The sequence below is a fragment of the Curtobacterium sp. NPDC090217 genome (genome assembly GCF_044746705.1).
Classification (GTDB): Bacteria; Actinomycetota; Actinomycetes; order Actinomycetales; family Microbacteriaceae; genus Curtobacterium.
Window position 1 is genome coordinate 318,389 of record NZ_JBIVCR010000002.1, and the last position, 22,367, is coordinate 340,755.

Sequence of the window (22,367 nt, forward strand, 5' to 3'; positions counted from 1 at the left end):
CCTTTGTGCGCACTCGTCGCATGATGCCCGGCCCGGCCACATGCAGGACGGGAGGCTCGTGACGGTCCGGTCACGAGCCTCCCGTCCGGCGTCGAGTGCGCGGAAGTGGTGGCTGGTCCGCGTCTCGGATCGCACCTTCTGCGCGCTCGGCCGGCCGGACCCGAGCCTCCCGTCCGGCGTCGAGTGCGCGGACGTGGCGTCGCACCCGACCCGGGAACCGCCTTTCGTGCGCACTCGTCCCGTCCGCTGGCGGGCCCGGCTGGATCGCGCACCGCCCCTGCGCACTCGTCGCGCGGATCCGGGGCCGGCCACACGCCGGACGGGAGGCTCGTGGCGGCCTGGCCACGAGCCTCCCGTCCGATGCGTGCCGAGTCCGCCGCCGATGGTTGCGTCCGCAAGGAGCGACAGGGTCGCTGTCGTACGACAGCGACCCTGTCGCTGTGCCGCGCGTGCAAGTGTTGCGTCCGCAATGAACGACACCCTCGACGTCGTACGACGTCGAGGGTGTCGTTCTGAGTCGGCCCGGCGAGCCGACCGGCTCGGCGAGCCGACCGACCCGGCGAGCCGACCGACACGGCGAGCCGACCGACCCGGCTCAGCTGTTGTCGAGCGGCAGCCCCGGCGGGTTGATCTCGGACTGCTGCACGGCCTCGTTCGACAGGTTGTACGCCTGCAGCCACTTGGCGTACGTGCCGTCCTCGATGAGCTCGTTGATCGCCTTCTGGACCGGCTCCACGAGTCCGTTGTCCTTCTTCGTCGTCGCGGCGATGAGCCCCTGCAACGACCCACCCGCACCGGAGTACGTCCCCGCGGTCTTGGTCGGGTTCGCGCTGCCCGCGCTCTGCGTGTTCTGGTAGGCGATGCTCGGGTTCGGGCCGAAGGACGCGTCGATCTTGCCGGAGTCGAGCGCGAGCTTCGTCGAGTTCGTGTCCGGGTAGTACTTGACCGTCAGGGTCTTGCCGGCGGCCTCGAGCTGGTCCTTCCACTCGAGCAGGATCTTCTCCTGGTTCGTACCGGACCCGACGGCGACGGTCTTGCCCGCGAGCACCGAGGGGTCGCCGTCGAACGTCCAGTCGCTCGACTTCAGGACCTGGAAGGCCAGGTTGTCCTCGCGGTACGAGGCGAAGTCGTACTTCTCCTTGCGCTGCTCGGTGTCCGTCACGTTCGAGAACCCGACGTCGACCGAGCCGCTGTCGATGCCGACGAACAGGTTGTCCCACGTCGAGTTCTTCACCTGCGCGTCGAGCCCGAGCTTCGCGGCGACGAGCCGACCGAGGTCGGGCTCGGCACCCGTGAGCGTCTTCTGGTCGTCGCCGGTGTAGGCCAGCGGCGGGAACCCGGAGGGCAGTGCCCCGATGCCGATGACGAGCTCACCCGACTTCTTGACGTCGGACGGCAGCGCGTCGTGGAGCTTTTCGTCCTCGGCGACGGTGAGCGTCGTCTCCTTCGCTGCGCCGTTCGAGGCGGCGCCGACGGTGACCGTGCCGTTGGCGGAGGAGCCGGAGCCGGTGCCGGCGTTCGCTCCCGCGGCGCAGCCGGCCAGGGCGACGACGGCGCCTGCGGCGATGACGAGGGCGCCGGTGCTGCGCCAGCGGGACAGGGTGGTGATGGCCATGGTTCTCCTGGGGTCGGGTGCTGTGGGGGGTGGGGAGTCGGGGTCAGCGCAGGCGGCTGAGGAACGCGCGGGTCCGGTCGTGGCGGGGCGCGTCGAGGACCTGCGACGGCGGACCCTGCTCGACGATCCGGCCGTGGTCGAGGAACACGACGTGGTCGGCGACCTCGCGGGCGAAGGCGACCTCGTGGGTGACGATCACGAGGGTCGTGCCGGACGCGGCGAGGGACCGGATGACGCCGAGCACCTCGCCGACGAGCTCGGGGTCGAGCGCCGAGGTGGGCTCGTCGAGCAGCAGCACCTCTGGTTCGAGGGCCAGGGCACGGGCGATCGCGACGCGCTGCTGTTGGCCGCCCGAGAGCTGCCTCGGACGGGCGTCGACGCGGTCGCCCAGTCCGACCTGCTCGAGCAGGGCGATGCCGCGGACCCGGGCGGGCGCGACACGGACACCGGAGGCGACGAGCCCCTCGATGACGTTCTCGAGCGCGGTCAGGTGCGGGAACAGGTTGAAGTGCTGGAACACGAACCCGATCCGGGCGCGCTGCCGGAGGATCGCTCGCTCTGGCAGCTCCTTGTAGCGACCGCTCCCCGGCACCAGCCGCACGCCGATCGTCTCGTCGCCGATCGTGACGACGCCGCGGTCCAGCGGCTCGAGGTGGTTGATCGCCCGGAGCAGCGTGGACTTGCCCGACCCGGACGGCCCGAGGACGGCGGTCACGCTCCCGGCCGCCAGGTCGAGGTCGATCCCGTCGACGACCCGGTTGTCACCGAAGGCCTTGACGGCCCCGCGGATGCTGATCGTCGCGCTCACGAGATGACCCTTCCGTCGTTGTTGTCTGCGGTGACCGGACGGCCAGCGGGCGCCGACGACCGGACCGGAGCCGAGCCTCCTGTCCGGATCCGCCGCCAGGCGGCGCGGACCCGCTGCAACGGCGTCGGCGGCAGCGTGCGCACCGAACCGCGGGACGTCCACCGCTCGACGTAGTACTGGACGATGGAGACGGCACTGGTCAGCGCGAGGTACCAGAGCGTCGCGACGACGAGCAGCGGGATGATGTCCGTCGGGTAGGTGCTCGACAGGTTCTGGACGACCCCGAACAGGTCGAGGAGCGACACGTAGAACAGCAGCGAGCTCGCCTTGAGCAGCCCGACGATCTGGTTCACGAACGCGGGGACGATCGAGCGCATCGCCTGCGGCAGCACGATGCGGAGGAACTGCCGGTGCCGGGGGAGCCCGAGTGCCTGCGCGGCCTCGTGCTGCCCGTGGTCCACGGCGAGGACCCCGGCGCGGACGATCTCCGACGCGTAGGCGATCTCGCTGAGGCTCAGCCCGATCACGCCGATCGCGAGGTCACCGAGCACGTTCGCGGTCGGCACCTCGACGTGCGGGCCGAACGGCACGCCGATCCCGATCGTCGGGTACAGGTTGCCGAGGTTGTAGAGGAAGACGAGCACCAGGATCAGCGGCACGGACCGGAACAGCCAGACGTACCCCCACGCCAGGCTCGACAGCACCGGGTTGCGCGACAGGCGGGCGATCGCGACGACGATGCCGCCGGCGAAGCTGATCACGGCGCTGAGCGCCGTCGCGACGAGCGTGAGCTGCAGGCCGGTCAGGATCGCCGGGCTGAACAGCCACTTCCCGACCCGCGGCCACTCCCAGGACGGGTTCGTGAAGAGCGTCTCGACGAGGTTCGCGAGCAGCACGAGCACGACCGCCGCAGCGATCCACCGCAGCGGGTGGCGGAGCGGGATGACGGGGCGGTCGAGGGCGGCGCGTCCGGCGGCTGCCGTCGCGTCGGTCGCCGTCTTCGCGTCGGTTCGGTTCGTGGTGTCGGTTCCGGTCGGCCGGGAGGCTCGGGTCGGCTCCGCCGCGTCGGTCCTGATGGTCTTCTCGAACGGGTGGATCCCCACCTCCTCCGACGACTTGGTCACGTCGTACAGCGGGGTGTAGCCGAGCCGCGTGTAGAGCCGGACCGCCTCGGGCTGGCGTGGCCCGGTCGTCAGGTACACGCGCCCGAACCCACGTCGTCCGGCCTCGGCCTCGAGCTCCTCGACGACGACCCCGGCGAGGCCACGGCCGCGCGCCTCGGGAGCCGTCCAGATCCGCTTCAGCTCGATCGTGTCGGCGTCGTACGGCTTGAACGCGCCGCCGGCCACCAGCTGCTCGTCCTCGTACAGCAGCACGAACGTGCCGAGCGGCGCGGTGAAGTGCTCGACGGGGTACCGGTTGATCTCGGTGGAGGCGGGTTCACCGAAGTGGTCGCCGTAGCGGGCGTCGTACTCGCGTTCGAGGTCCGCGAGCATCGGTGCCGCTGCCGGATCGTCGGGGCGGACGGTGCGGAACGCGAGGGCGCCGTGCCGGTGCCCCGTCGCGTGTGCCGTGTCGGTCATGGCGTGACCGTACGAGGGGTCCGTGCCGCCCGACAACGCCCTGCGCAACACAGCGGCACGGAACGGAACCCAACGTCACGTCGGCGTGGTGGATGACCTTCCGTGACGCGTCAGCGGTGTGCGCGGCTCGCTATGGTGAGCCCATGAGCGCCCATCGCGTCACCGCACCGGAGCCACCGGCCGACGGCAGCAAGCCCAAGGGACCGGCGTCGTACTTCCCGAGCATCGAGAAGACCTACGGCCGCCCCGTCCAGGAGTGGCTCGACCTCGTGGCCGACCGGCTCGACACCGACCGGCACATGGAGGTCGTCGCGTGGTTGAAGTCCGAGCACGGACTCGGGCACGGTCACGCGAACGCCCTCGTCGGGTACGTGAAGAACGCCCTCAGCTGAGGACGGACCGCAGCCGTGGGAGCGTCTCGACGTCCTCGTGCGCGCCGCCGCCCTCGTGGCCGTTGAACTCCCACACCGTCATCTCCTTCGGGCCCGCGTGCGCGTTGTACGCGGCGTAGACGGTCGAGGGCGGGCATGTCGGGTCCATCAGCGCGGTCGAGTACCAGGCCGGAGCCGTCGCGCGGGCGGCGTGCAGGACCCCGTCGAAGTACGCCAGCGTGCCGAACACCTGGTCACGCTTCGTGCGGTGCACCGTGAGGTACTGCGCGATCTCGCGGTAGGGGTACGCGTCGGTGATCGTCGTGCCCCGCGGGAAGTCGCAGAGGAACGGCACGCGGGGGAACACCCCGGCGAGTCCCTCGACCAGACCGGACACCGCGATCGCCATGCCGCCGCCCTGGCTGACGCCGAGCACGGCGATGCGGGCGGGGTCGACGAGGTCGATCGCCCGCGCGGCGTCGACGGCACGGACGGCATCGGTCGTGAGTCGACGGTAGTAGTAGGTCTCCGGCGACTCGATGCCGCGCGTCATGACCCCGGGGACCGCCGGGCCGGAGCCGTCCGGGTCCGGGGTGTCGCCGACGGACCAGCCGGACCCCTGCCCGCGGGTGTCCATGAGCAGGTGCGCGTACCCGGCGGACGCCCACAGCAGCTGCTGGGTCGCGAGGCCCCGCCCGCCGCCGTAACCGATGTACTCGACCACCGCGGGGAGCGGCGCGTCCGGGCTCGTGCCGGCGGGGACGGTCAGCCAGGCGTGGATCCGCTGCCCGGCCCAGCCGGCGAAGCTCACGTCGTAGGTGTCGAGCGTCGTGAGGCCCGTCGCGACCCGGTCGACGGCGACGTCGATCGGGTGCTGCCGGGCGTCGGCGAGGGTGGTGGTCCAGAAGTGGTCGAAGTCATCGGGCTCGACGACGCTCCCGCGGTAGGCGAGGAGCTCGGGCCCGGTCATGTCCGTGTACACGACACCGACCCTGGCACGGCGGCGCCGGGTCTGGCTAGGAGCGGGGTCTGGCTAGGAGCGGACGAGTCGTGCGATCGCCTCGGACGCTTCCTTGATCTTCGCCTCGGGGTCGCCGCCGTCCGCCATCGCATCGGCGACGCAGTGGCTGAGGTGGTCCTCGACGAGGCCCAGTGCGACCGACTGCAGGGCCTTCGTCATCGCAGACACCTGGGTGAGGATGTCGATGCAGTACTGCTCGTCCTCGACCATGCGCTGCAGCCCGCGAGCCTGGCCCTCGATGCGCCGGAGACGCTTCAGGTACGCGTCCTTGGACGAGATGTAACCGTGGTGGTGCTCGGTCATGGCGCCTCCTGTCGAGTGGTACCCCACCAGGGTATGTCATGCGGCCGGGGCCGCCCCACGACTGCCGGTCCGCTCGCGGTCGACTGTCGGTGGTGCGCCCTACCGTGACCGTCGTGGTGGAACCCGTCGACGCGTGGTGGCGCCGCCGGCAGTGGTCGCGCGGTGTGCCGATGCCGTACGCCGTCGGCGAGTTCCGTGCCGCCTGGGCGTCCTACCCGGTGCTCGTCCGGCAGTACCACCCGGAGTGGAACGCCGGCATCGTCCTCACCCAGATCCCACCGGCGGCCGACGTGCTCCTGACCTGGGAGTGCGACGTCGGCCACGTGTTCGTCGCGACCCCGGCGGAACAGCGCGGGCGGCCCGGGCGAGAGCGTCGTCGTTCCGTCTGGTGCCCCGAGTGCGCGCTGATGGCGAAGCCGCAACGCTGGCCGACCCTGCCCGACGAGTGGCCCGAAGCCGTTCCCGCACCCCAACGTGCGGTGCCGCTGACCGGTCGCCAGACCCTGCCGGCCGCGCCCGGCCGTGGGATCGGCGCTCCCGGGACGTCGTCGGGCATGCCGACCGGCGCGGTGGCGTCCGAGCGTGTCCGTCGGCCCGGTGCGGTCCGGTCGTCCGGCTCTCGCTCGGCGGCTCCCTCTCGCTCGGCGGCTCCTCGTCGCATCTGCCAGAAGACCCCGCGACTGCCCTCCGGCGACGCCTTCGTCAGCGTGTGTGCGCCCGCGACGGCCTCCGCGGTGGAAGCCGAACTCCGCCAGGCGCTGTCCGACCGCTTCGACTTCACGTTCGACCGCAACGCGATCCGCCTCGACCGCCCGTTCCACGACCACGTCGAGGCGTGGCCGGACATCATCCTGCCCGAGCTCCGCGTCGCGATCGAGTACGACTCCACCGGACGGCACGGCCTCGAGCACGTGGGGCCCCGCGAAGCGTCCGACCGCCGCAAGGACCGGGCGATCCGCGGTGTCGGGTGGGAAGTGATCCGGATCCGGACCGGTCGGCTGCCTGCACTCGGCCCCCACGACCTGCAGGTGTCGGGGATCTCCGGCAGGACCATCGCGAGCCTGGTCGACACGCTCCGTGACGTCCGCGGCGCGCTCTTCGTCGACGCCTACGCGCGCTGATCGCCCGCGGCCGCCCGGGGCCGCCGACATCGCGCCCCCGCGTGGACATCGCGCCCCGCCGTGACCGGGCGCGATTTCCACGCGGGGGCGCGAACGGCCGGGCAGGCCACGCCCGCCGCACCCCTCACCCGCGGAGCGCCAGGGCCTCGCTCGTCCACCGCGCGTGCGCCGCCCACGGATCCGGCACGCCGGCGGCGACGACCTCGACGTGCGCCAGCAACGCCGGCGTGGTGCGGAACCACTCCGTCCCCGGGTACCGCGTCGCTGCGAACTGCCCGTGCCGACGCCGTTCGAGCACCCGGTCGCCCCGCTCGAACGCCATCAGGTCCTGGTGGCTGATCCGCCCCAGCCGCTGCCGCGGGTTCGCCGTCGTGCCGATCTTGATCCGGTCGCCGACGTCGTCCCGCTGCCGCAGGTAGTACACGACGTCGACCCGCGGGGGAGCGAGGTCGCCGTCGGGCACGTCCCCGTACGGCCACTCGCACACGGCGCACACCGATCCCGACGGCCACCGCACGCCGAGCCGCGATCCGCAGACGAGACACGGGCCGGGCAGGCGGTCCTCGGTCCCACGGGCGGAAGCGGCGAAGTCGGCCACGAGCCCCACGTGCGACTCGCACAGCGGCACCGGCGCGCCGGACGCGATCGGGCCCGCGCAGCCCGGGACGCAGCAGGACTGGACCATGCGCCGAACGCTACCGGCGACGTCCGACGCTCCCACTGCCTCCCGTCGGGGGACCGCCGTCAGGACGCCGCGGCCGGCTCGGACGACCCCTGTGCCGCGCGGTCCACCCGCGCGAGCGACCGGTCCACCAGGGTGATGACGAGGAACAGTGCCGCCGTCCCCGCCATGAACCACGCCAGGTCGTGGAGTCCCGCGTCCGTCGTCCCGTGGTGGAAGAACGCCCCGCTGGCCGACGACGCGATCATCGCGCCGAGGTACATGAACGTCCGGAGGAGCCCTGCGGAGGCACCCACGCGCGCGGGGTCCGCTTGGTGGTAGAGCGTGTTCTGCACGGCCAGGTTCACGAGCCCCTGCGGGATGCCGAGCACGATCGCGACGACGAGCAGCAGCGCGATCGGCGAGGCGGACCCCGCGAACAGGACGACGACGCACCCGACCACCTGGGCCGCCGCACCGACCACGAGCTTGCCGCGGATCTCCGGACGTCGGCCGGTGAGCGTCGCGACCAGGATCCCCGTCGCGAACGTCGGCAGCAGGACGAGCCCCGCCTGCGACGGTGAGAGACCGCGACCGCCTTCGAGCCACTGCGTGAACCCGTAGAGGAAGCAGTACGACACCGTGGCCGCCAGCACGCCGCGGGCGTAGGTGACGAGCAACGGCACGTTGCCGGCGAAGACCCGCACGTCGATGAACGGGTCGGGCGCGCGCAGGGAGCGCCACGCGAAGGCGGCGCCGAACAGCACGGCGAGCCCGAGCAGCCAGAGCGTCTCGACACCGATCGACATGAGGAAGAGCAGGAGCGAGACGAGCGTGCCGGCGAACAGCACGATGCCGAGCAGGTCGATCCGGAGCCGGCCGGCACCAGGGGTCGCGGGCGCCGTGCGCGGCAGGACCAGCGCCCCGAGCACCAGGCACGCGACCGCGAGCGGGATGTTCACCGCGAACGTCGCACGCCACCCACCGAGCCCGATGAGGAGCCCGCCGAGTGTCGGCCCGATGACCGCGATGGTCTGGGTGGCGACGGACAGCGCCGTGAGCACACCGGCGGGGGAGGCGATCCCGGTGCGGTCCGCCTCCGAGCGGATCAGGTACATCGACGCCGGGTAGCCGGCGCAGGTGCCGAACCCGAGCACGACCCGTGCGGCGATGAGGACCCCGAGGTTCGGCGCGAACACACCCAGCACGCCCGCGATGCCGGTGAGTGCGGCTCCGATCAGGAACAGCCGTCGCGGCCCGAAGGTGTCCACGAGCCGTCCGACGAGCGGCTGCCCGATGCTCGTCGCGAGGTAGAGCGCCGACACGAGCCACGCCGTCTGCGACGGGGGAGCGCCGAACGCCGACGCGATGGGCACGAGGGCGACGGCGATGATCGAGGAGTTGATCGGGTTGAGGATCGACCCGAGCATCATCGGTGCGAGCAGCCGCCGGTCGAACCGGTCGGTGCGCGCGGCAGTGCTGGCGGACATGCCGCCACCGTACGCTCCTCAGCGCAGTTGTACAACCATGCTGTACAACAGGATCAGTCGAAGATCACGCCGATCGGCTCGCGCTTCTCCTCCTGGAAGCGGTCCTCCGCGCGACCCAGCGCCCAGTACGCCGACAGGGACATGTCCGACTTCTCGAGTTCCCACTCGTCCTGCAGGAGTCGACGGATCGCCTTCATCGCGGTCCGCTCGCCGTGCGCGAAGACCTGGACCGGACGGGAGGCTCGTGGCAGCTTCCTGGCCTCCTCCAGCAGGAGCGTGCCCGGCTCGGCGCCGGCGGCGTCGCGGTACAGCCAGCGGAGCGCGATCCCCGCAGGGTGCGGGATGTCCTGCTCGTCGTCGGGGCCGGCGATCTCGACCAGGGCGACACCGGTCGCGGAGTCGTCCATCGCCTCCAGTGCCGACGCGATCGCGGGCAGTGCGCTGTCGTCACCGAGCAGCACGTGCGCGACGGCCGGATCGGTGCTCGGTGCGTATCCGCCGCCCGGGCCGGACAGTGCGAGCGTGTCGCCCGGTTCCGCCGCGGCCGCCCACGGACCGGCGAGTCCCTCGTCACCGTGCACCACGAAGTCGATCGCGATCGTGCGGGCATCGTGGTCGATCGCCCGGACCGTGTACGTGCGGCGTGCCGGACGGTCCTGCTTCGGGAGGGTCTCGCGCAGTGCCTCGAGGTCGTACGGCGGCTGCAGCCCGAGCGATGGCTTCGCGAGCAGGAGCTTCACGTACTTGTCCGTGGTCTCGAGGCGTTCGGGGTCGGCCGCGTGGACGAAGTCCTCGAACGCGGGGCCGCCGAGGTGGACCCGGACCATGTGCGGCGAGAGGCGCTCGGTGCGCTCGACGACGAAGACGTGCTGGGGGCGGTTCGGTTTGCTCATCGTGGTGGAGCTTCCTCTCGGGGGATCGCAATCGCCTGGAAGTCCGACGGAGTGCTTGACGTCCGGCTCAGTAAGGTTAGCCTTACCTCATGGACAGTCCCGTCATCCCGTTCTCTGAGCTGCTGCGGAAGCGTACCCGTCGCTCGCACGGCTCCTCGGCGGGGAACGGTTTCATGGACGACCTGCTCGGCGGGAAGTGCGACGTCGCCGACTACGCCGCGCTGCTCGGACAGTACTCGTTCGTCTACGACGCTCTCGAACGTGCCGCCGCGCGCATGGCCGACCACCCCGTCGCGAGTCCGTTCGTCACCGCGCAGCTGACCCGGATGCCCGCGATCCGATCGGACCTCGAGTACCTCATCGGCTCGGACTGGTCCGAGCTGGTCTGTCCGCTGCCGGCGACGACCGCCTACGTGCGACGGCTCAACGAGGTCGCCGCCCAGTGGCCGGGTGGGTTCGTCGCGCACCACTACACGCGGTACCTCGGCGACCTGTCCGGCGGGCAGATGATCGGCCGGATGCTCTCCGAGCAGTTCGGGTTCGACACGAACGGCGTGCTGTTCTACATCTTCGACCAGGTCGCCGACCCCGCCGCGTTCAAGGACACCTACCGCGGCCAGCTCGACGCCGCGCCGTGGGACGACGACGAGCGCGAGCGGGTGATCGCCGAGGTCGAGCTCGCGTACGAGCTGAACAACGGACTCCTCGCGGAGCTCGATGCCGGTCGTCGCTCGGACGTGGCGGTGACCGCGTGAGCGCCGGCGCCTCCGAGCCCTTCGACGACGATGCCCGAGCGGCGATCCTGCACCACATGAACGGCGACCACGCCGGCGACAACCTGGTGATCGTCCGGGCGAACGGCGCCGCCACCGCCGTCGCCGCCACGATGACCGAGATCGACGCGATCGCCGGGGTGTGGATCGCCCAGCTCGACGGCGGCGACGTGGAACAGGTCATCGTGCCGTGGACGACGCCGCTCACCGATCGACGATCCGCCCGTGTGCAGATCGTCGAGGTGCACACCGCCGCGCAGGCGCAGCTCTCCGAGCCGAGCTAGCCGCCAGGGCTCCCGCCGCCGCTGTCCCGCCGCTGTCCCGCTGAGACGCCGCTGTCCCGCTGCGACGCCGTCGGAATCCGCGGCGTCTCGCGGACCGGAACGTGTCTCGACGAGTGCGCGGCGCCTACCGCCGGATGCGCCGCGCCAGCTTCTGGATCGGGCCGGTCCGGGGTGCGCGCTCGGACGGGTCCTCGACCTCCTGCTGGTAGAAGTCCGCGAAGTCGACCATCATCGCCCGGCGCTCCGCGCGCAGGTACGCCCGACGCTCCCGGGTGAACGCGACGACGGTCGACCAGCACATCAGCACCATCACGACGCTGAACGGCAGTGCCGTGGTGATCGCGGCCGTCTTCAGCGCGTTCAACCCGCCGGCGAGCAGCAGCGCGACGGCGACGAGCGCCGTGACCCCGGCGAAGAACACCCGGATCCAGTTCTTCGGCTCGATCTGCCCGCCGGTCGCGATCATGCCCATCACGAGTGCCCCCGAGTCCGCAGAGGTCACGAAGAACACCCCGATCAGGACGATCGCGCCGATGACGAGCACCGACCCGGCCGGCAGGTCCCCGAGCATCTGGAAGAGCACCTGCTCGACGTTCACGGTCCCGCCGGCGCCGAGGAGGTCCCCGTTCCCGTTGAGCTGGTCCCACAGCGCGCTCCCGCCCATGATCGAGAACCAGAGGAAGGTCAGCAGGGTCGGGACGAAGAGCACGCCGAGGACGAACTGTCGCACGGTCCGACCGCGGGAGATGCGGGCGATGAAGATCCCCACGAACGGGGCCCACGACATCCACCAGCCCCAGTAGAACGTCGTCCAAGCGCCCTGCCACTCCTGCCCGGCCCTGCCCGCGAAGGCACTCGTGTCGAACGCGAGCCCGACGAAGCCCTGCAGGTACTGCCCGATCGACTGCACGAACTCGCCGAGCAGGAACTGGGTCGGCCCGAAGACGAGCACGACGAGGAGCAGCGCCGCAGCGAGCAGCAGGTTGATGTTCGACAGGATCTTCATGCCCTTGCCGACGCCGCTCAAGAGCGACCCGATGGCGATCAGCGTGACGACGACGATCAGCCCGATCTGCAGGCCGCGGGTGTTCGCCGCGATGTCCGTGTAGTCGAGTCCTGCACCGATCTGCAGGACACCGAGGCCGAGGGACGTCGCGACGCCGAACAGCGTCCCGACGAGGGCGACCACGTCGATGAGGTTGCCCCAGCCGCCCGTGACCCGCTTGCCGAGGAGCGGCTCGAGCGCCCAGCGGATGGACACCGGGCGACCGCGGCGGTGGATCGCGTAGGCGAGCGCGAGCCCGACGACGACGTAGATCGCCCACGCGTGCAACCCCCAGTGCAGGAACGTCTGGGACATCGCGCGCTGGGCGAGCTGCTCGTCGCTGCCGGTGACGCCTGGCCTCGGGGAGGCGTAGTGGCTGAGCGGCTCGGCGACGCCGTAGAAGACGAGACCGATGCCCATCCCGGCGGCGAACAGCAGCGCGAGCCAGGACATCGTGGAGAACTCGGGCTGCTCGTCGTCCTTGCCCAGCACGATGTCGCCGAACCGGCTGAACCCGATCCAGATCGCGAACAGGACGAACCCTGCGGCGACGATGACGTAGTACCAGCCGAAGTCGCGGACGATCGCGTCCTGCACCGTGGCGAAGACGGCCTCGGTCTGCTTCGGCGCGATGAGTGCGACGACGACGAACGCCAGCACCAGGCCGGCTGCCGGCCAGAACACCCAGCGCTTGACGGGCGGCTCCCGTCCGTCGTCGCCCTCCAGGACAGGAGGCTCGTCGTGCGCCACCTGGGCGGCCCCCGTCTCGTCGATGGCCGCTTCGGCGCCCTCGGCCGGTTCCGCAGTGTCGCTCACACCCCCGGATTCTACGAACGGACCCCGACGTGCGTCCGGACGCGATGCGAATCCACGCCGCCCGTCCGGACGGTCGTCGTCACCGGAGCCCGGCTGCCGATACGCTGCTCTGGACCCGGAAGCGGTATACCGGGCCGACCCGAAAGGACGAGATGACGGCGATCGACGGATCGACGCGCTTCGGGAGCGCGCGCGACGATGTGAGCGGAGCGGTCGACAGCGACCTGCGTTCGGATGTCCGCTACCTCGGCAAGCTGCTCGGGCGCGTGCTGCGCGAGAGCGGCGGCGACGACCTGCTGCGCGACGTCGAGGCCTTGCGTGCCGCGGTGATCGAGGCGTACGAGGGCGCCGACGCGGACGGCGCGGCGCGTGCCGAGGCGGTCGTGTCCGGACTCTCGGCGGAACGCGCCGAAGAGGTCGCACGTGCCTTCACCACCTACTTCCACCTGACGAACCTGGCCGAGGAGCACCACCGTGTGCGCGTGCTCCGGCTGCGCGGGGACGACGGCGGTGTCGCCGGGGACTCGTTCCCGGCGACGTACGCCCAGCTCGTCGACGAGGTCGGCGCCGAGCAGGCGGCCACGCGACTCGACGCGCTCCGCTTCCACCCGGTCCTGACCGCGCACCCGACGGAGGCCCGCCGTCGCGCGGTGACCACGGCCGTCCGCCGCATCACGGACCTCATCGACGAGCGCGACCGGGCGAAGAACTCGACGGCGCTCGTGGAGAACGAACGGCGGCTGCTCGAGGAGATCACGAACCTCCTCCGCACGTCCCCGCTCCGCACCACCCGGCCGACCCCGCTCGACGAGGTCCGCACGGCGATGAGCGTGTTCGACCAGACGCTGTTCGAGATCGTCCCGCAGGTCTACCGCCTGCTCGACGACCGGCTCCAGGGTGACGCCGCTGGCAGCGCTCCGGCCAAGGCCCCGGCGTTCGTCCGGTTCGGCACGTGGATCGGCGGCGACCGCGACGGCAATCCGCACGTCACGGCCGACGTGACCCGGCAGGCGGCCGAGATCGCGGCGGAGCACATCCTGCTCGGCCTGATGCGCGCGGCGACCCGCATCGGCAGCACCCTGACCCTCGACAGCAGCGAGACCCCGGCGGACGCCGGACTGACCGCGCTCGTGGCGGCGCAGGAGACCCTCGACCCCGGCATCGCCGAGCGCATCGGGATCCGCGCGCCGAACGAGACGCACCGCCGTGCGCTGCTCTTCACCGCCGCTCGGATCGACGCGACCCGTCGTGGCGACGCCGCGCTCGCGTACGACGGACCAGAGGCGTTCCTCGCGGACCTCCGCACCATCCAGGCATCGCTCGTCGCGGCCGGCGCGGCGCGTCCCGCGTACGGCGAGCTGCAGAACCTCATCTGGCAGGTCGAGACCTTCGGGTTCCACCTCGCCGAGCTCGAGGTCCGGCAGCACTCGCAGGTGCACCGGAACGCCCTCGCCGAGATCCGTGCAGGTGGCGAGCTCAGCGAGACGACCGAAGAGGTCCTCGCCGTCTTCCGGACCATCGCGGACCTGCAGCGTCGGTACGGCGTGCGCGCTTCCAACCGGTACATCGTGTCGTTCACGCAGTCGGCGGAGGACCTGGCGAACGTCCACGAACTCGCCGCCGCCGCGCTCGGGTCCGCCGAGGCGGCGCCGGTGCTCGACGTCATCCCGCTGTTCGAGACGTTCGCCGACCTGCACGCGAGCGTCGGCATCCTCGACGAGGCCGTCCGGACCGAGGCGTTCCAGCGACGCCTCGCCGCGACCGGTCGCAAGCTCGAGGTCATGCTCGGGTACTCGGACTCCTCGAAGGACGTCGGCCCCGTGTCGGCGAACCTGGCGCTCTACGACGCGCAGGCGAAGATCGCCGAGTGGGCCAGGCGGAACGACGTCGAGCTCACCTTGTTCCACGGACGCGGCGGGTCGCTCGGCCGCGGTGGCGGTCCCGCGAACGAGGCCGTGCTCGCTCAGCCACCAGGGTCCATCGACGGTCGGCTGAAGCTCACCGAACAGGGTGAGGTCATCTTCGCCCAGTACGGCGACCAGGACATCGCCGCCCGGCACCTCGAGCAGATGGCCTCCGCGACGCTGTTCGCGTCGTCGCCGTCGAACGAGGCGCTCACCGAGGCCGCTGCCGATCGGTTCGCCGACCTCGCCCAGCAGCTCGACGACGTCTCCCGCGACGCCTTCTACGACCTCGTGAAGGCCGACGGGTTCGCGCCGTGGTTCGCCACGGTGACCCCGATGGAGGAGATCGGGCTGCTGCCGCTCGGATCCCGTCCGGCGCGCCGTGGACTGTCGGTCGAGTCGCTCGAGGACCTCCGCGCCATCCCGTGGGTCTTCTCGTGGACGCAGGCCCGGATCAACCTCGCCGGCTGGTACGGCCTCGGTTCCGCGCTCCAGGCTGTGGGCGACGAGGAACTCCTCCGCACCGCCTACGCCGAGTGGCCGCTCTTCGGCGCGATGATCAAGAACGTCGAGATGTCGCTCGCGAAGACGGACGAGCACATCGCCCGCCGATACCTCGAGCTGGCCGACCGCGACGACCTCGCGGCGAAGGTGCTCGACGAGATGCTCCGCACGCGGGAGTGGGTGCTCCGGGTCTCCGGCGGTGCCGACGTGCTCGAGGACCGTCCGGTGCTCGCCCGCGCCGTGCGACTCCGCAGCCCGTACGTCGACGCCCTGTCGCACCTGCAGCTCCGCGCGCTGCGTGCGATCCGCAGCACCGGCAGCACCGATCCGGCCGACGCCGACCACCGGCTGCTGCTCCTGACGGTCAACGGGATCGCCGCCGGCCTGCAGAACACGGGCTGACCCCCGAACGCACCGGCGGACGGGAGGCGCGGTGCTGGCTGGCACCGCGCCTCCCGTCGATCGCGTGGCGCGACCCGTCACCGGCCGGTGACCCTCCTCGAGTGGTCGCGACACCCCGCCAGCCCGACGCCGACCGGCCACGGATGGTCGTCCGGCCGAAAGACACCCGACGTCCCGCGACCACTCGGCGAACGCGAGCGGGGTTTCGTGACCAGCCAGTCCGCACTGTCGAATCGATTCGGTCCGGGGTAGCGTTGCGCGGGTGACGACGGAGCGCATGCGGACCCGGACCATCTCGACGACCCTGCCGCCGATCGTCCCGCTGGCCCTCATCGTCGGTGTCTCGCCGTTCGCGACGGACATGTACATCCCCGCGTTGCCGGCGATCGCCCGCGACCTCGGGACCACGCCGAGCGCCGTGCAGCTCTCCCTGACCGCGTTCCTCGTCGCGTTCGCGGTCGGGCAGTTGCTCGCCGGCCCGGTCAGCGACGGCATCGGTCGCCGGCCGATGCTCCTCTGGGGCACCGCGCTCTTCGCCGTCGCCTCGCTCGGGTGCGCCCTCGCGCCCGACGTCGTCACGCTGGTCGTCGCCCGGGTCGTGGAGGGCCTCGCCGGAGCCGCCGCTGCCGTGGCCGGGCGGGCGATGGTGTCCGACGTGACCGACGGGGCGGTCATGGCGAAGGTGTTCGGCACCCTCGCGGCGATCAACGCGATCGGGCCGGTCGTGGCGCCGCTCGTCGGGGGAGCGGTCCTGACGGTCGGGACATGGCGCGTGATGTTCGTCGTGCTCGCGGTCCTCGGCGCGGTGTTCTTCGCCATGGTGGTGGCCCGGTTCCCCGAGACCCTCCGCGCGGAGGCACGCGGCGGCATCGGCCTCGGCGCGAGCTGGCACCGGATGCGCGAGCTCCTGGCGATCCCGCGGTTCCGCGCCTACCTGCTCTCCGGGGTCCTCTCGACGATCGGCTTCTTCGCGTACATCGCGACGAGTTCGTTCGTGTTCCAGACGCAGTTCGGGTTCTCGGAGGGGCTGTACACGATCGTGTTCGCCACGAACGCGACGATGATGATCATCACGACCCTCGTGTTCCGGCGGGTCGTCGGGCGCTTCTCCGAGGACGGCCTGCTCACGTTCGGGCTCGTCGTCGGGACGATCGGTGGGGCCGGGGTGCTGGCCTCGGCGCTGCTCGGCCTCGGTCCCGTCCCGGTCTGGTGTTCGCTCGCCGTGGTGACGGGCGCATGGGGGTTCGTCCTGCCGGCCGCGATGACCCGCACGCAGCACGTCGGCGCCGCGCACCCGGGGACGGCCGCGGCGCTCCAGGGCGGACTGTCGTTCGGGCTCGGTGGCCTCGGCACGCCCCTCGCGGGGGTGCTCGGCGGGACCGCGCTCGCGATGGGTGCGGTCATGGTCGTGCTGATGGCAGCGGCGGTGGTCGTGCAGACGGTGGCGACACGGAGAACTCGCTGACCGTACCGACGGTGGGCGGAGTCGAACCGATAGGGTCCGTGGAGCACGCGCACCGACCTGAGGAGGACCACCGGCATGGAGATCGTCGTACACGAGGCACAGGCGGACGCGGCGGTCCTGGAGTGCAAGGGGCGACTCAACATGGTCTCGGCCCCCGCGTTCCGGGAGACCGTCGCCAAGGTGGTCGGGGACGGTCGGCACCGTGTGGTGGTCGAGCTCTCCGCCGTGGACTTCATGGACTCGTCCGGACTCGGCGCCCTGGTCGGATGCCTGAAGACCGCGCGGCAGGCGGGCGGCGACCTGCGGATCGCGGCGCCGTCCGACCAGGTCTCGATGGTGCTGAAGCTCTCGAACATCGACAAGATCCTGCGGACGTACCCGGACGGGGACGCCGCGGTGTCCAACTGGGGATGAGCGGGCCCGCAGTGGGCGAGCACCGCCTCGAGTTCGCGTCCCCGCCGGACGACGTGAACGCGGTCCACGACTTCCTCGCGGAGGTGTGGGGCACCGAGCCGTCGGTCGGTGCCGAAGACCGCATGGCATTCGAGCTGGCGCTCGTCGAACTCGCGTCCAACGTCGTCGAGCACGCGGGTGGCGGCCACCGGGTCGCGTGCTCGCTGGCCCTCGCGGTCACCGGTGACGGCCTGGAGGCACGGCTCACCGACGACGGTCGGCCTGCGTCCGTCGACCCCGCGGCCGCCGTGCTGCCGGACGGGTCCGCGGAGAGCGGTCGCGGTCTGGCGCTGGTCGGCATGGTCGTCGACGAGCTGCGGTACGAACGCGAGGGCGACCGCAACCGTTGGACAGTACGCCGCGGCCGGTCCTCCAGCACCGCCTGACTGTCCAGAACGCGCACTGGGTGAGCCGGAACCCGCAAGGCTCCGACGGCGATTCCGTCGGGGTCACCGGCGCGTGTCACGATCCGGTCGATGACAGTCGAGTCCGACCCCAGGATGAGCTTCGAGACGTCTGGTGACGACCTCGGCGCGGCGCTCCGCATGTACGAGGACGCGTACGAGGGCACCGATTTCGTCGCGCAGTACACGGAGCGCGACTTCTCGTACCGGTTCCGCGTGGTCGGTGACGACACGATGTCCTTCCGGTCGAGTCGCTTCGACGCCCGGGTGTCCGGCGAGGTCGAGGTGCGTGACGAGTACGTCGTGATGTGGACGGCCGAGGGCGGCGGTCAGGTCGACATCGGCCGCGACGAGGTGACACTCGTCCCGGGGACGCCGATGATGTTCCCGACCGGACGCCCGTACGTCTTCGACCTCGCCGACATCCGGCAGAGCCTGGTGCAGTTCGAGCGCAGCTACCTGGAGGGCGTCGCGGCGGAGTTCCACGGCGCGCAGCCGGGGCCGCTCGTGTTCGACCACGCCGCCGCCCTCGAAGCCGATGACGTGCGGGTGTGGAACCGGCAGGTCCAGGCCGCCGCCGCGACGGTGCTCGGCAGCGCACCGGTCTCGCCGCTCGTGCTGGCGGAGACCGCCCGCGAGACCGCGACGACGCTGCTCCGCACCTTCCCGCACCGGCTGCTCACGCCGGACGTCCCGCTGCCGCAGGGCGCGACCGGCAGGGTCCGCGGGGCGGTGGAGTACATGCACGCCTTCGCACACACGCCGATCTCCACGACCGACGTCGCGGAACACGTCGGCCTGAGCGTCCGCGGTCTGCAGCAGGCCTTCCAGCGGCAGATCGGCACGGCCCCGAACGCCATGCTCCGCGGGATCCGACTGGACCGCATCCGGGAGGAGCTCCGCCGGGGATCGCCTGGGGAGCTGACGGTCGCGTCGGTGGCGGTGAAGTGGGGGTTCGCACACCTCGGGCGGTTCTCGGCTGCGTACGCCTCGCGCTTCGGCGAGTACCCGCGGGACACGCTGCAGGCCTGATCGACCGCGGCGGACGATCCCCGTACGCTGCAGGAGTGAGCCGACCTCGACCCTGGGTGATCGTCCCCGGCATCTGGAACTCCGACGCCGAGCACTGGCAGTCGCACTGGCAGGAGTCCCGCGGAGCGGACGCCGTGCGGATCGCGCCGACGTCCTGGTCCGAGCCGGATCCCGACGACTGGTCGGCCGCGATCGACCGTGCGGTGGCGGCCTGTGACGAACCGCCCGTGCTCGTGGCGCACAGCCTCGGCGTGCTGGCGGTGGCGGCGTGGCTCGCGGCGCACGACGACGGCCGCGTCGCCGGCGCCTTCCTCGTGGCGCCGCCGGACCCGGACGCCCCCGGCTTCCCCGCCGCCGCGGCCGGCTTCACGGTGCCGACGCAGGGCGTGCGGACGCCCACCGTCCTCGTGGTGAGCGACGACGACCCGTACTGCACCGCTGACCGTGCGCTCGGGATCGCTTCGACGCTCGGCGCGGGGGTGCAGCGGATCGGCGCCTCCGGGCACGTCAACGTGGCGAGCGGCGTGGGGGACTGGGACGCCGGGCGCACCCTGCTCGAGGACTTCGCCGCGGGCCTGTAGGACCGGTCGCAGCCGAGCGGTGCAGGCCCGGACGACACGCCGTTCACGTTCGGGGCGATATGGCACGCGATGCCGCGACACTCCGCGGATGTCCGACGGGATCGAGCGCGCGATATTCATACTTCCCTCATGGAAACGCAGTCCGGTGCACGCACCCCCCTCGTCGACCCCTTCGGTCGCGAGCTCGAGGAGTGGCTCCGTGACGCACCGGCGACCCGGTCACCGTACGTGTCGGACCTCGTGGTCCCACCCGTCACGGGCCCGGTGCAGCGACCGGACGCCACCACGGACGCCGCACCCGAGCGCGACCACGCCACCGAGGAGCCGTCGTCGGCACCCTCGGACGACACGGCGTTCCGTCGCCCCCGCGACCGTGGGCGTCACGCCTCGGTCTGCGCGCCGTCCTTCCCCGAACCCCCGGAGCGGCTCGCGCTCCGCATCGACGAGCTCGAGGTCGAGGTGTCCGCGCAGAGCGGCCGTCCGGTGATCGAGCGCATCGTGATCCTCGAGGACGAGGTCCGCCGTCGCGACGAGGACCTCGCCCGCCTGTCCGCCTGGGAAGCAGTCGTCGCCGACCTCGCGGACCCCGAGGTCGACGCCGCTCGTGCGTACGCGCACTCGGTCTTCGCCGACCTGCTCGCCGACGCCGCCGACGAGAACGACCGCCGTGACCGTGCCGCCGCCCGCCGTGCAGCGGCCACGGGCGCGGTCGCAGTCGTGACCACGGGCTCGGTCGCCGTGGTGACGACGCCGACCGCGGCGCCGGCCCTGGTCGAGCCTGCAGCGGCGCCCGTCACCGCGGACCGGGTCGAGGACCTGGACGTCGAGTCCACGGAGCGTGACGAGCCCGCACGACCCGTGCTGCGCCTCCCGGCCGTGTCGCCGGTGTCCGCGAACACCCGCCCGACCCCGCTCGTCCAGCCCGCCACCGGTCCGACCGTCGTGGACCGCGACGCCTTCGCCGCCGTCCTCCGTGCGCACCGCGTGGAGACGGCCGGCACGCCGGTCGTGTTCGCCGCGGAGCACGCGGCCGAGCTCCCGGCGGTCGCACCGTCACCGGAGTCGCAGCCCGTGGCGACCACCGATGCGCCGGCGCGGTCCGGTTGGTGGTCCCGGGTCGTCGCCGCGGTGCTCCGGCTCGTCCGCCGCTGAGCCCGGTGGACTGCCGCTCCTCGGTAGACTGACCGGATGCCGACGCTCCGCGATCTCCAGGCCGTGATCGAGTCCCTCTGGCCGGTCGACGGCGCGGAGTCCTGGGACGCCGTCGGCCTCGTCTCCGGGGACCCGGACGCGGTCGTCGAGCACGTGCACCTCGCCGTCGACGCCGTGCCGGACACGGCGCGTGAAGCCGTCGCGGTCGGTGCCGACCTGCTCCTCACGCACCACCCGCTGCTGCTCCGCGGCGTGACCACGATCGCGGAGTCGACCTACAAGGGGTCCGTGCTGGCCACGCTCGTCCGCGGTGGTTGCGCGCTCGTGGCCGCACACACCAACGCCGACGTCGTGCGCTCCGGCACCTCTGCCGTGCTCGCCGACCGGATCGGGCTCACCGACCTGCGTCCGCTCGAGTCCGGTGCGGCAGCGGACACCGGGATCGGCCGGGTCGGCGTCCTGCCGGAGTCCGTCACGCTCGGGGCGCTCGCACGGCGCATCGTCGACGTGCTGCCCGCCACCGCGTCGGGGGTCCGCGTGTCCGGCGCGTACGACCAGCCCGTCCGGACCGTCGCGCTCTGCGCCGGCGCCGGGGACTCCCTGCTGGGCAACCCGCTCGTGCAGGCCGCCGACGTGTACGTCACGAGCGACCTCCGTCACCACCCGGCATCCGAGTTCCGCGAGCAGGCGATGCTCGCAGGCGGCCCGGCACTCATCGACACGTCCCACTGGGCCACCGAGTGGCTCTGGCTCGACGTCGCCGCCGAAGAACTCCGTCGCGCCGCCGGTGTCCACGTGACGGTGAGCGACCTCCGGACCGACCCGTGGGACTTCGCGGTCCTGCCGAACGCCTCCGCCCCCACCACCGAGCACCACAACGAAGGAGCCTGATCATGAAGGCAGCACCCGAGGACCAGGCCATCCTCCTCGACGTCCAGCGTCTGGACAACGACATCACCCGCATCGCGCACCGCATCAGCTCGCTGCAGGAGGGCGCCAAGCTGACCGAGCTCGGCACGACGGCGGCGGGTCTCCGGAGCGAACTCGTCGCCGCGACCGGCAAGGTCGAGGACGCCGAGCGCGACCTCGCCCGACTCGAGTCGGACACCGCGACGGCCCAGGCCCGGGTCGAGCGCGACACGACCATGCTGCAGAACGTGTCGAGCGCCAAGGACGCCGCCGGGCTCCAGAACGAACTCGACTCGTTGCAGCGCCGCATCGGGGACCTCGAGACGTCCGAGCTGGAGATCATGGAGACGCTCGACGTCCTCCGTGCGCGGGTCGGCGACGTCGAGGCGAAGCTCGCCGACGTCGAGGCGCAGCGCACCGCCCTCGTCGCGGAGCGGGACACCGAGATCGAGCGGCTCGAGGGCGACCGGGTCTCCGCGACCCAGAGCCGCGCCGACGTCGCGGCGAAGGTCCCGGACGACCTCCTCGCGCTGTACGAGCGCCAGCGTGCGCGGTACGGGTTCGGGGCGTCGCTCCTGCAGGGCGGTGTGTCGACGGCGTCCGGCGTCACGCTCACCGGCGCCGACCTGCAGGCGGTCCGTGCGGCCGCGCCCGACGACGTCGTGCTCTGCCCCGACAGCGAGGCGATCCTGGTCCGGACGGCCGAGTCCGGCCTCTAGACGCACGTCGAACCGGACGGGAGGCCCGGTGCCAGCTGGCACCGGGCCTCCCGTTCGT

Annotated in this window: 22 protein-coding genes; 13 read left to right on the top strand and 9 right to left on the bottom strand. The window is 71.9% G+C overall.

Annotated elements, in window-relative coordinates:
- Positions 1 to 595: 595 nt before the first annotated feature.
- Genes ACIPJ2_RS09195 through ACIPJ2_RS09205 form a run of 3 tightly spaced genes read right to left on the bottom strand, consistent with a single transcriptional unit; the run spans position 596 to position 4,006 of the window.
- The gene (locus ACIPJ2_RS09195; RefSeq protein WP_402728562.1) at positions 596 to 1,615 is read right to left on the bottom strand and encodes an ABC transporter substrate-binding protein; all 1,020 of its coding nucleotides are present in this window, start codon (positions 1,613 to 1,615) and stop codon (positions 596 to 598) included.
- Positions 1,616 to 1,658: 43 nt separating this feature from the next.
- Entirely contained in the window at positions 1,659 to 2,423 is a 765-nt protein-coding gene (locus ACIPJ2_RS09200; RefSeq protein WP_402728563.1) for an amino acid ABC transporter ATP-binding protein, read from the bottom strand.
- The gene (locus tag ACIPJ2_RS09205) at positions 2,420 to 4,006 is read right to left on the bottom strand and encodes a GNAT family N-acetyltransferase (protein ID WP_402728564.1); all 1,587 of its coding nucleotides are present in this window, start codon (positions 4,004 to 4,006) and stop codon (positions 2,420 to 2,422) included. The genes ACIPJ2_RS09200 and ACIPJ2_RS09205 overlap by 4 nt, the downstream gene beginning before the upstream one ends.
- Before the next feature lie 143 nt (positions 4,007 to 4,149).
- On the opposite strand from ACIPJ2_RS09205, the gene ACIPJ2_RS09210 reads away from it, so the two are divergent.
- Positions 4,150 to 4,398: a DUF4287 domain-containing protein gene (locus ACIPJ2_RS09210; protein ID WP_281264351.1), complete on the top strand. Its 249-nt coding sequence runs from the start codon at positions 4,150 to 4,152 to the stop codon at positions 4,396 to 4,398.
- Here the strand turns inward: ACIPJ2_RS09210 and ACIPJ2_RS09215 are convergent.
- Both ACIPJ2_RS09215 and ACIPJ2_RS09220 read right to left on the bottom strand, forming a co-directional pair.
- Positions 4,391 to 5,359 carry an acetylxylan esterase gene (locus ACIPJ2_RS09215; RefSeq protein WP_402728565.1) on the bottom strand — a complete coding sequence of 323 codons (969 nt, stop codon included), beginning with the start codon at positions 5,357 to 5,359 and terminating at the stop codon, positions 4,391 to 4,393. The two genes, ACIPJ2_RS09210 and ACIPJ2_RS09215, sit on opposite strands and share 8 nt — an antisense overlap.
- A gap of 51 nt (positions 5,360 to 5,410) precedes the next feature.
- Positions 5,411 to 5,701, bottom strand: coding sequence for a metal-sensitive transcriptional regulator (locus ACIPJ2_RS09220; protein WP_281264352.1), 291 nt, complete (start codon positions 5,699 to 5,701; stop codon positions 5,411 to 5,413).
- 113 nt (positions 5,702 to 5,814) lie between these two features.
- On the opposite strand from ACIPJ2_RS09220, the gene ACIPJ2_RS09225 reads away from it, so the two are divergent.
- Complete coding sequence (locus ACIPJ2_RS09225; RefSeq protein WP_402728566.1) at positions 5,815 to 6,822, top strand: hypothetical protein; 1,008 nt, start codon at positions 5,815 to 5,817, stop codon at positions 6,820 to 6,822.
- A gap of 124 nt (positions 6,823 to 6,946) precedes the next feature.
- On the opposite strand, the gene ACIPJ2_RS09230 is transcribed toward ACIPJ2_RS09225, so the two are convergent.
- The 3 genes from ACIPJ2_RS09230 to ACIPJ2_RS09240 are packed head-to-tail and all read right to left on the bottom strand — an operon-like array spanning position 6,947 to position 9,866.
- Positions 6,947 to 7,507: a GIY-YIG nuclease family protein gene (locus ACIPJ2_RS09230; protein WP_402728567.1), complete on the bottom strand. Its 561-nt coding sequence runs from the start codon at positions 7,505 to 7,507 to the stop codon at positions 6,947 to 6,949.
- A gap of 59 nt (positions 7,508 to 7,566) precedes the next feature.
- On the bottom strand, positions 7,567 to 8,973 hold the full coding sequence (locus ACIPJ2_RS09235) for an MFS transporter (protein ID WP_402728568.1): 1,407 nt from the start codon (positions 8,971 to 8,973) through the stop codon (positions 7,567 to 7,569).
- A gap of 53 nt (positions 8,974 to 9,026) precedes the next feature.
- Positions 9,027 to 9,866, bottom strand: a complete 840-nt coding sequence (locus ACIPJ2_RS09240) for a siderophore-interacting protein (protein ID WP_402728569.1) — start codon at positions 9,864 to 9,866, stop codon at positions 9,027 to 9,029.
- An 89-nt stretch (positions 9,867 to 9,955) separates the two neighbouring features.
- On the opposite strand from ACIPJ2_RS09240, the gene ACIPJ2_RS09245 reads away from it, so the two are divergent.
- Together ACIPJ2_RS09245 and ACIPJ2_RS09250 are read left to right on the top strand one after the other, a co-directional pair.
- Positions 9,956 to 10,621, top strand: coding sequence for a heme oxygenase (biliverdin-producing) (locus tag ACIPJ2_RS09245; RefSeq protein WP_402728570.1), 666 nt, complete (start codon positions 9,956 to 9,958; stop codon positions 10,619 to 10,621).
- Positions 10,618 to 10,923, top strand: coding sequence for a DUF2470 domain-containing protein (locus tag ACIPJ2_RS09250; RefSeq protein ID WP_402728571.1), 306 nt, complete (start codon positions 10,618 to 10,620; stop codon positions 10,921 to 10,923). The genes ACIPJ2_RS09245 and ACIPJ2_RS09250 overlap by 4 nt, the downstream gene beginning before the upstream one ends.
- A 124-nt stretch (positions 10,924 to 11,047) precedes the next feature.
- Here the strand turns inward: ACIPJ2_RS09250 and ACIPJ2_RS09255 are convergent, their stop codons facing one another.
- Complete coding sequence (locus tag ACIPJ2_RS09255; protein ID WP_402728979.1) at positions 11,048 to 12,652, bottom strand: BCCT family transporter; 1,605 nt, start codon at positions 12,650 to 12,652, stop codon at positions 11,048 to 11,050.
- 284 nt (positions 12,653 to 12,936) lie between these two features.
- On the opposite strand from ACIPJ2_RS09255, the gene ACIPJ2_RS09260 reads away from it, so the two are divergent.
- From ACIPJ2_RS09260 to ACIPJ2_RS09300, 9 genes are all read left to right on the top strand, one after another.
- Positions 12,937 to 15,594, top strand: a complete 2,658-nt coding sequence (locus tag ACIPJ2_RS09260) for a phosphoenolpyruvate carboxylase (protein ID WP_402728572.1) — start codon at positions 12,937 to 12,939, stop codon at positions 15,592 to 15,594.
- A 262-nt stretch (positions 15,595 to 15,856) separates the two neighbouring features.
- Positions 15,857 to 17,059 carry a multidrug effflux MFS transporter gene (locus ACIPJ2_RS09265; RefSeq protein ID WP_402728573.1) on the top strand — a complete coding sequence of 401 codons (1,203 nt, stop codon included), beginning with the start codon at positions 15,857 to 15,859 and terminating at the stop codon, positions 17,057 to 17,059.
- 75 nt (positions 17,060 to 17,134) lie between these two features.
- Entirely contained in the window at positions 17,135 to 17,473 is a 339-nt protein-coding gene (locus ACIPJ2_RS09270) for an STAS domain-containing protein (protein ID WP_281264361.1), read from the top strand.
- Positions 17,470 to 17,898 (top strand): ATP-binding protein, encoded by a 429-nt coding sequence (locus ACIPJ2_RS09275; RefSeq protein ID WP_402728574.1) that lies wholly within the window; start codon positions 17,470 to 17,472, stop codon positions 17,896 to 17,898. Before ACIPJ2_RS09270 ends, ACIPJ2_RS09275 begins: the two co-directional genes overlap by 4 nt.
- Positions 17,899 to 17,988: 90 nt before the next feature.
- Positions 17,989 to 18,948, top strand: coding sequence for an AraC family transcriptional regulator (locus tag ACIPJ2_RS09280; protein WP_402728575.1), 960 nt, complete (start codon positions 17,989 to 17,991; stop codon positions 18,946 to 18,948).
- Positions 18,949 to 18,983: 35 nt separating this feature from the next.
- Positions 18,984 to 19,529 (top strand): RBBP9/YdeN family alpha/beta hydrolase, encoded by a 546-nt coding sequence (locus ACIPJ2_RS09285; RefSeq protein ID WP_402728576.1) that lies wholly within the window; start codon positions 18,984 to 18,986, stop codon positions 19,527 to 19,529.
- Positions 19,530 to 19,658: 129 nt separating this feature from the next.
- Entirely contained in the window at positions 19,659 to 20,681 is a 1,023-nt protein-coding gene (locus ACIPJ2_RS09290) for a hypothetical protein (RefSeq protein WP_402728577.1), read from the top strand.
- 36 nt (positions 20,682 to 20,717) lie between these two features.
- Entirely contained in the window at positions 20,718 to 21,572 is an 855-nt protein-coding gene (locus ACIPJ2_RS09295) for a Nif3-like dinuclear metal center hexameric protein (protein ID WP_402728578.1), read from the top strand.
- Positions 21,573 to 21,574: 2 nt separating this feature from the next.
- Complete coding sequence (locus tag ACIPJ2_RS09300) at positions 21,575 to 22,309, top strand: zinc ribbon domain-containing protein (RefSeq protein ID WP_281264367.1); 735 nt, start codon at positions 21,575 to 21,577, stop codon at positions 22,307 to 22,309.
- The last annotated feature ends 58 nt before the right edge of the window (positions 22,310 to 22,367 follow it).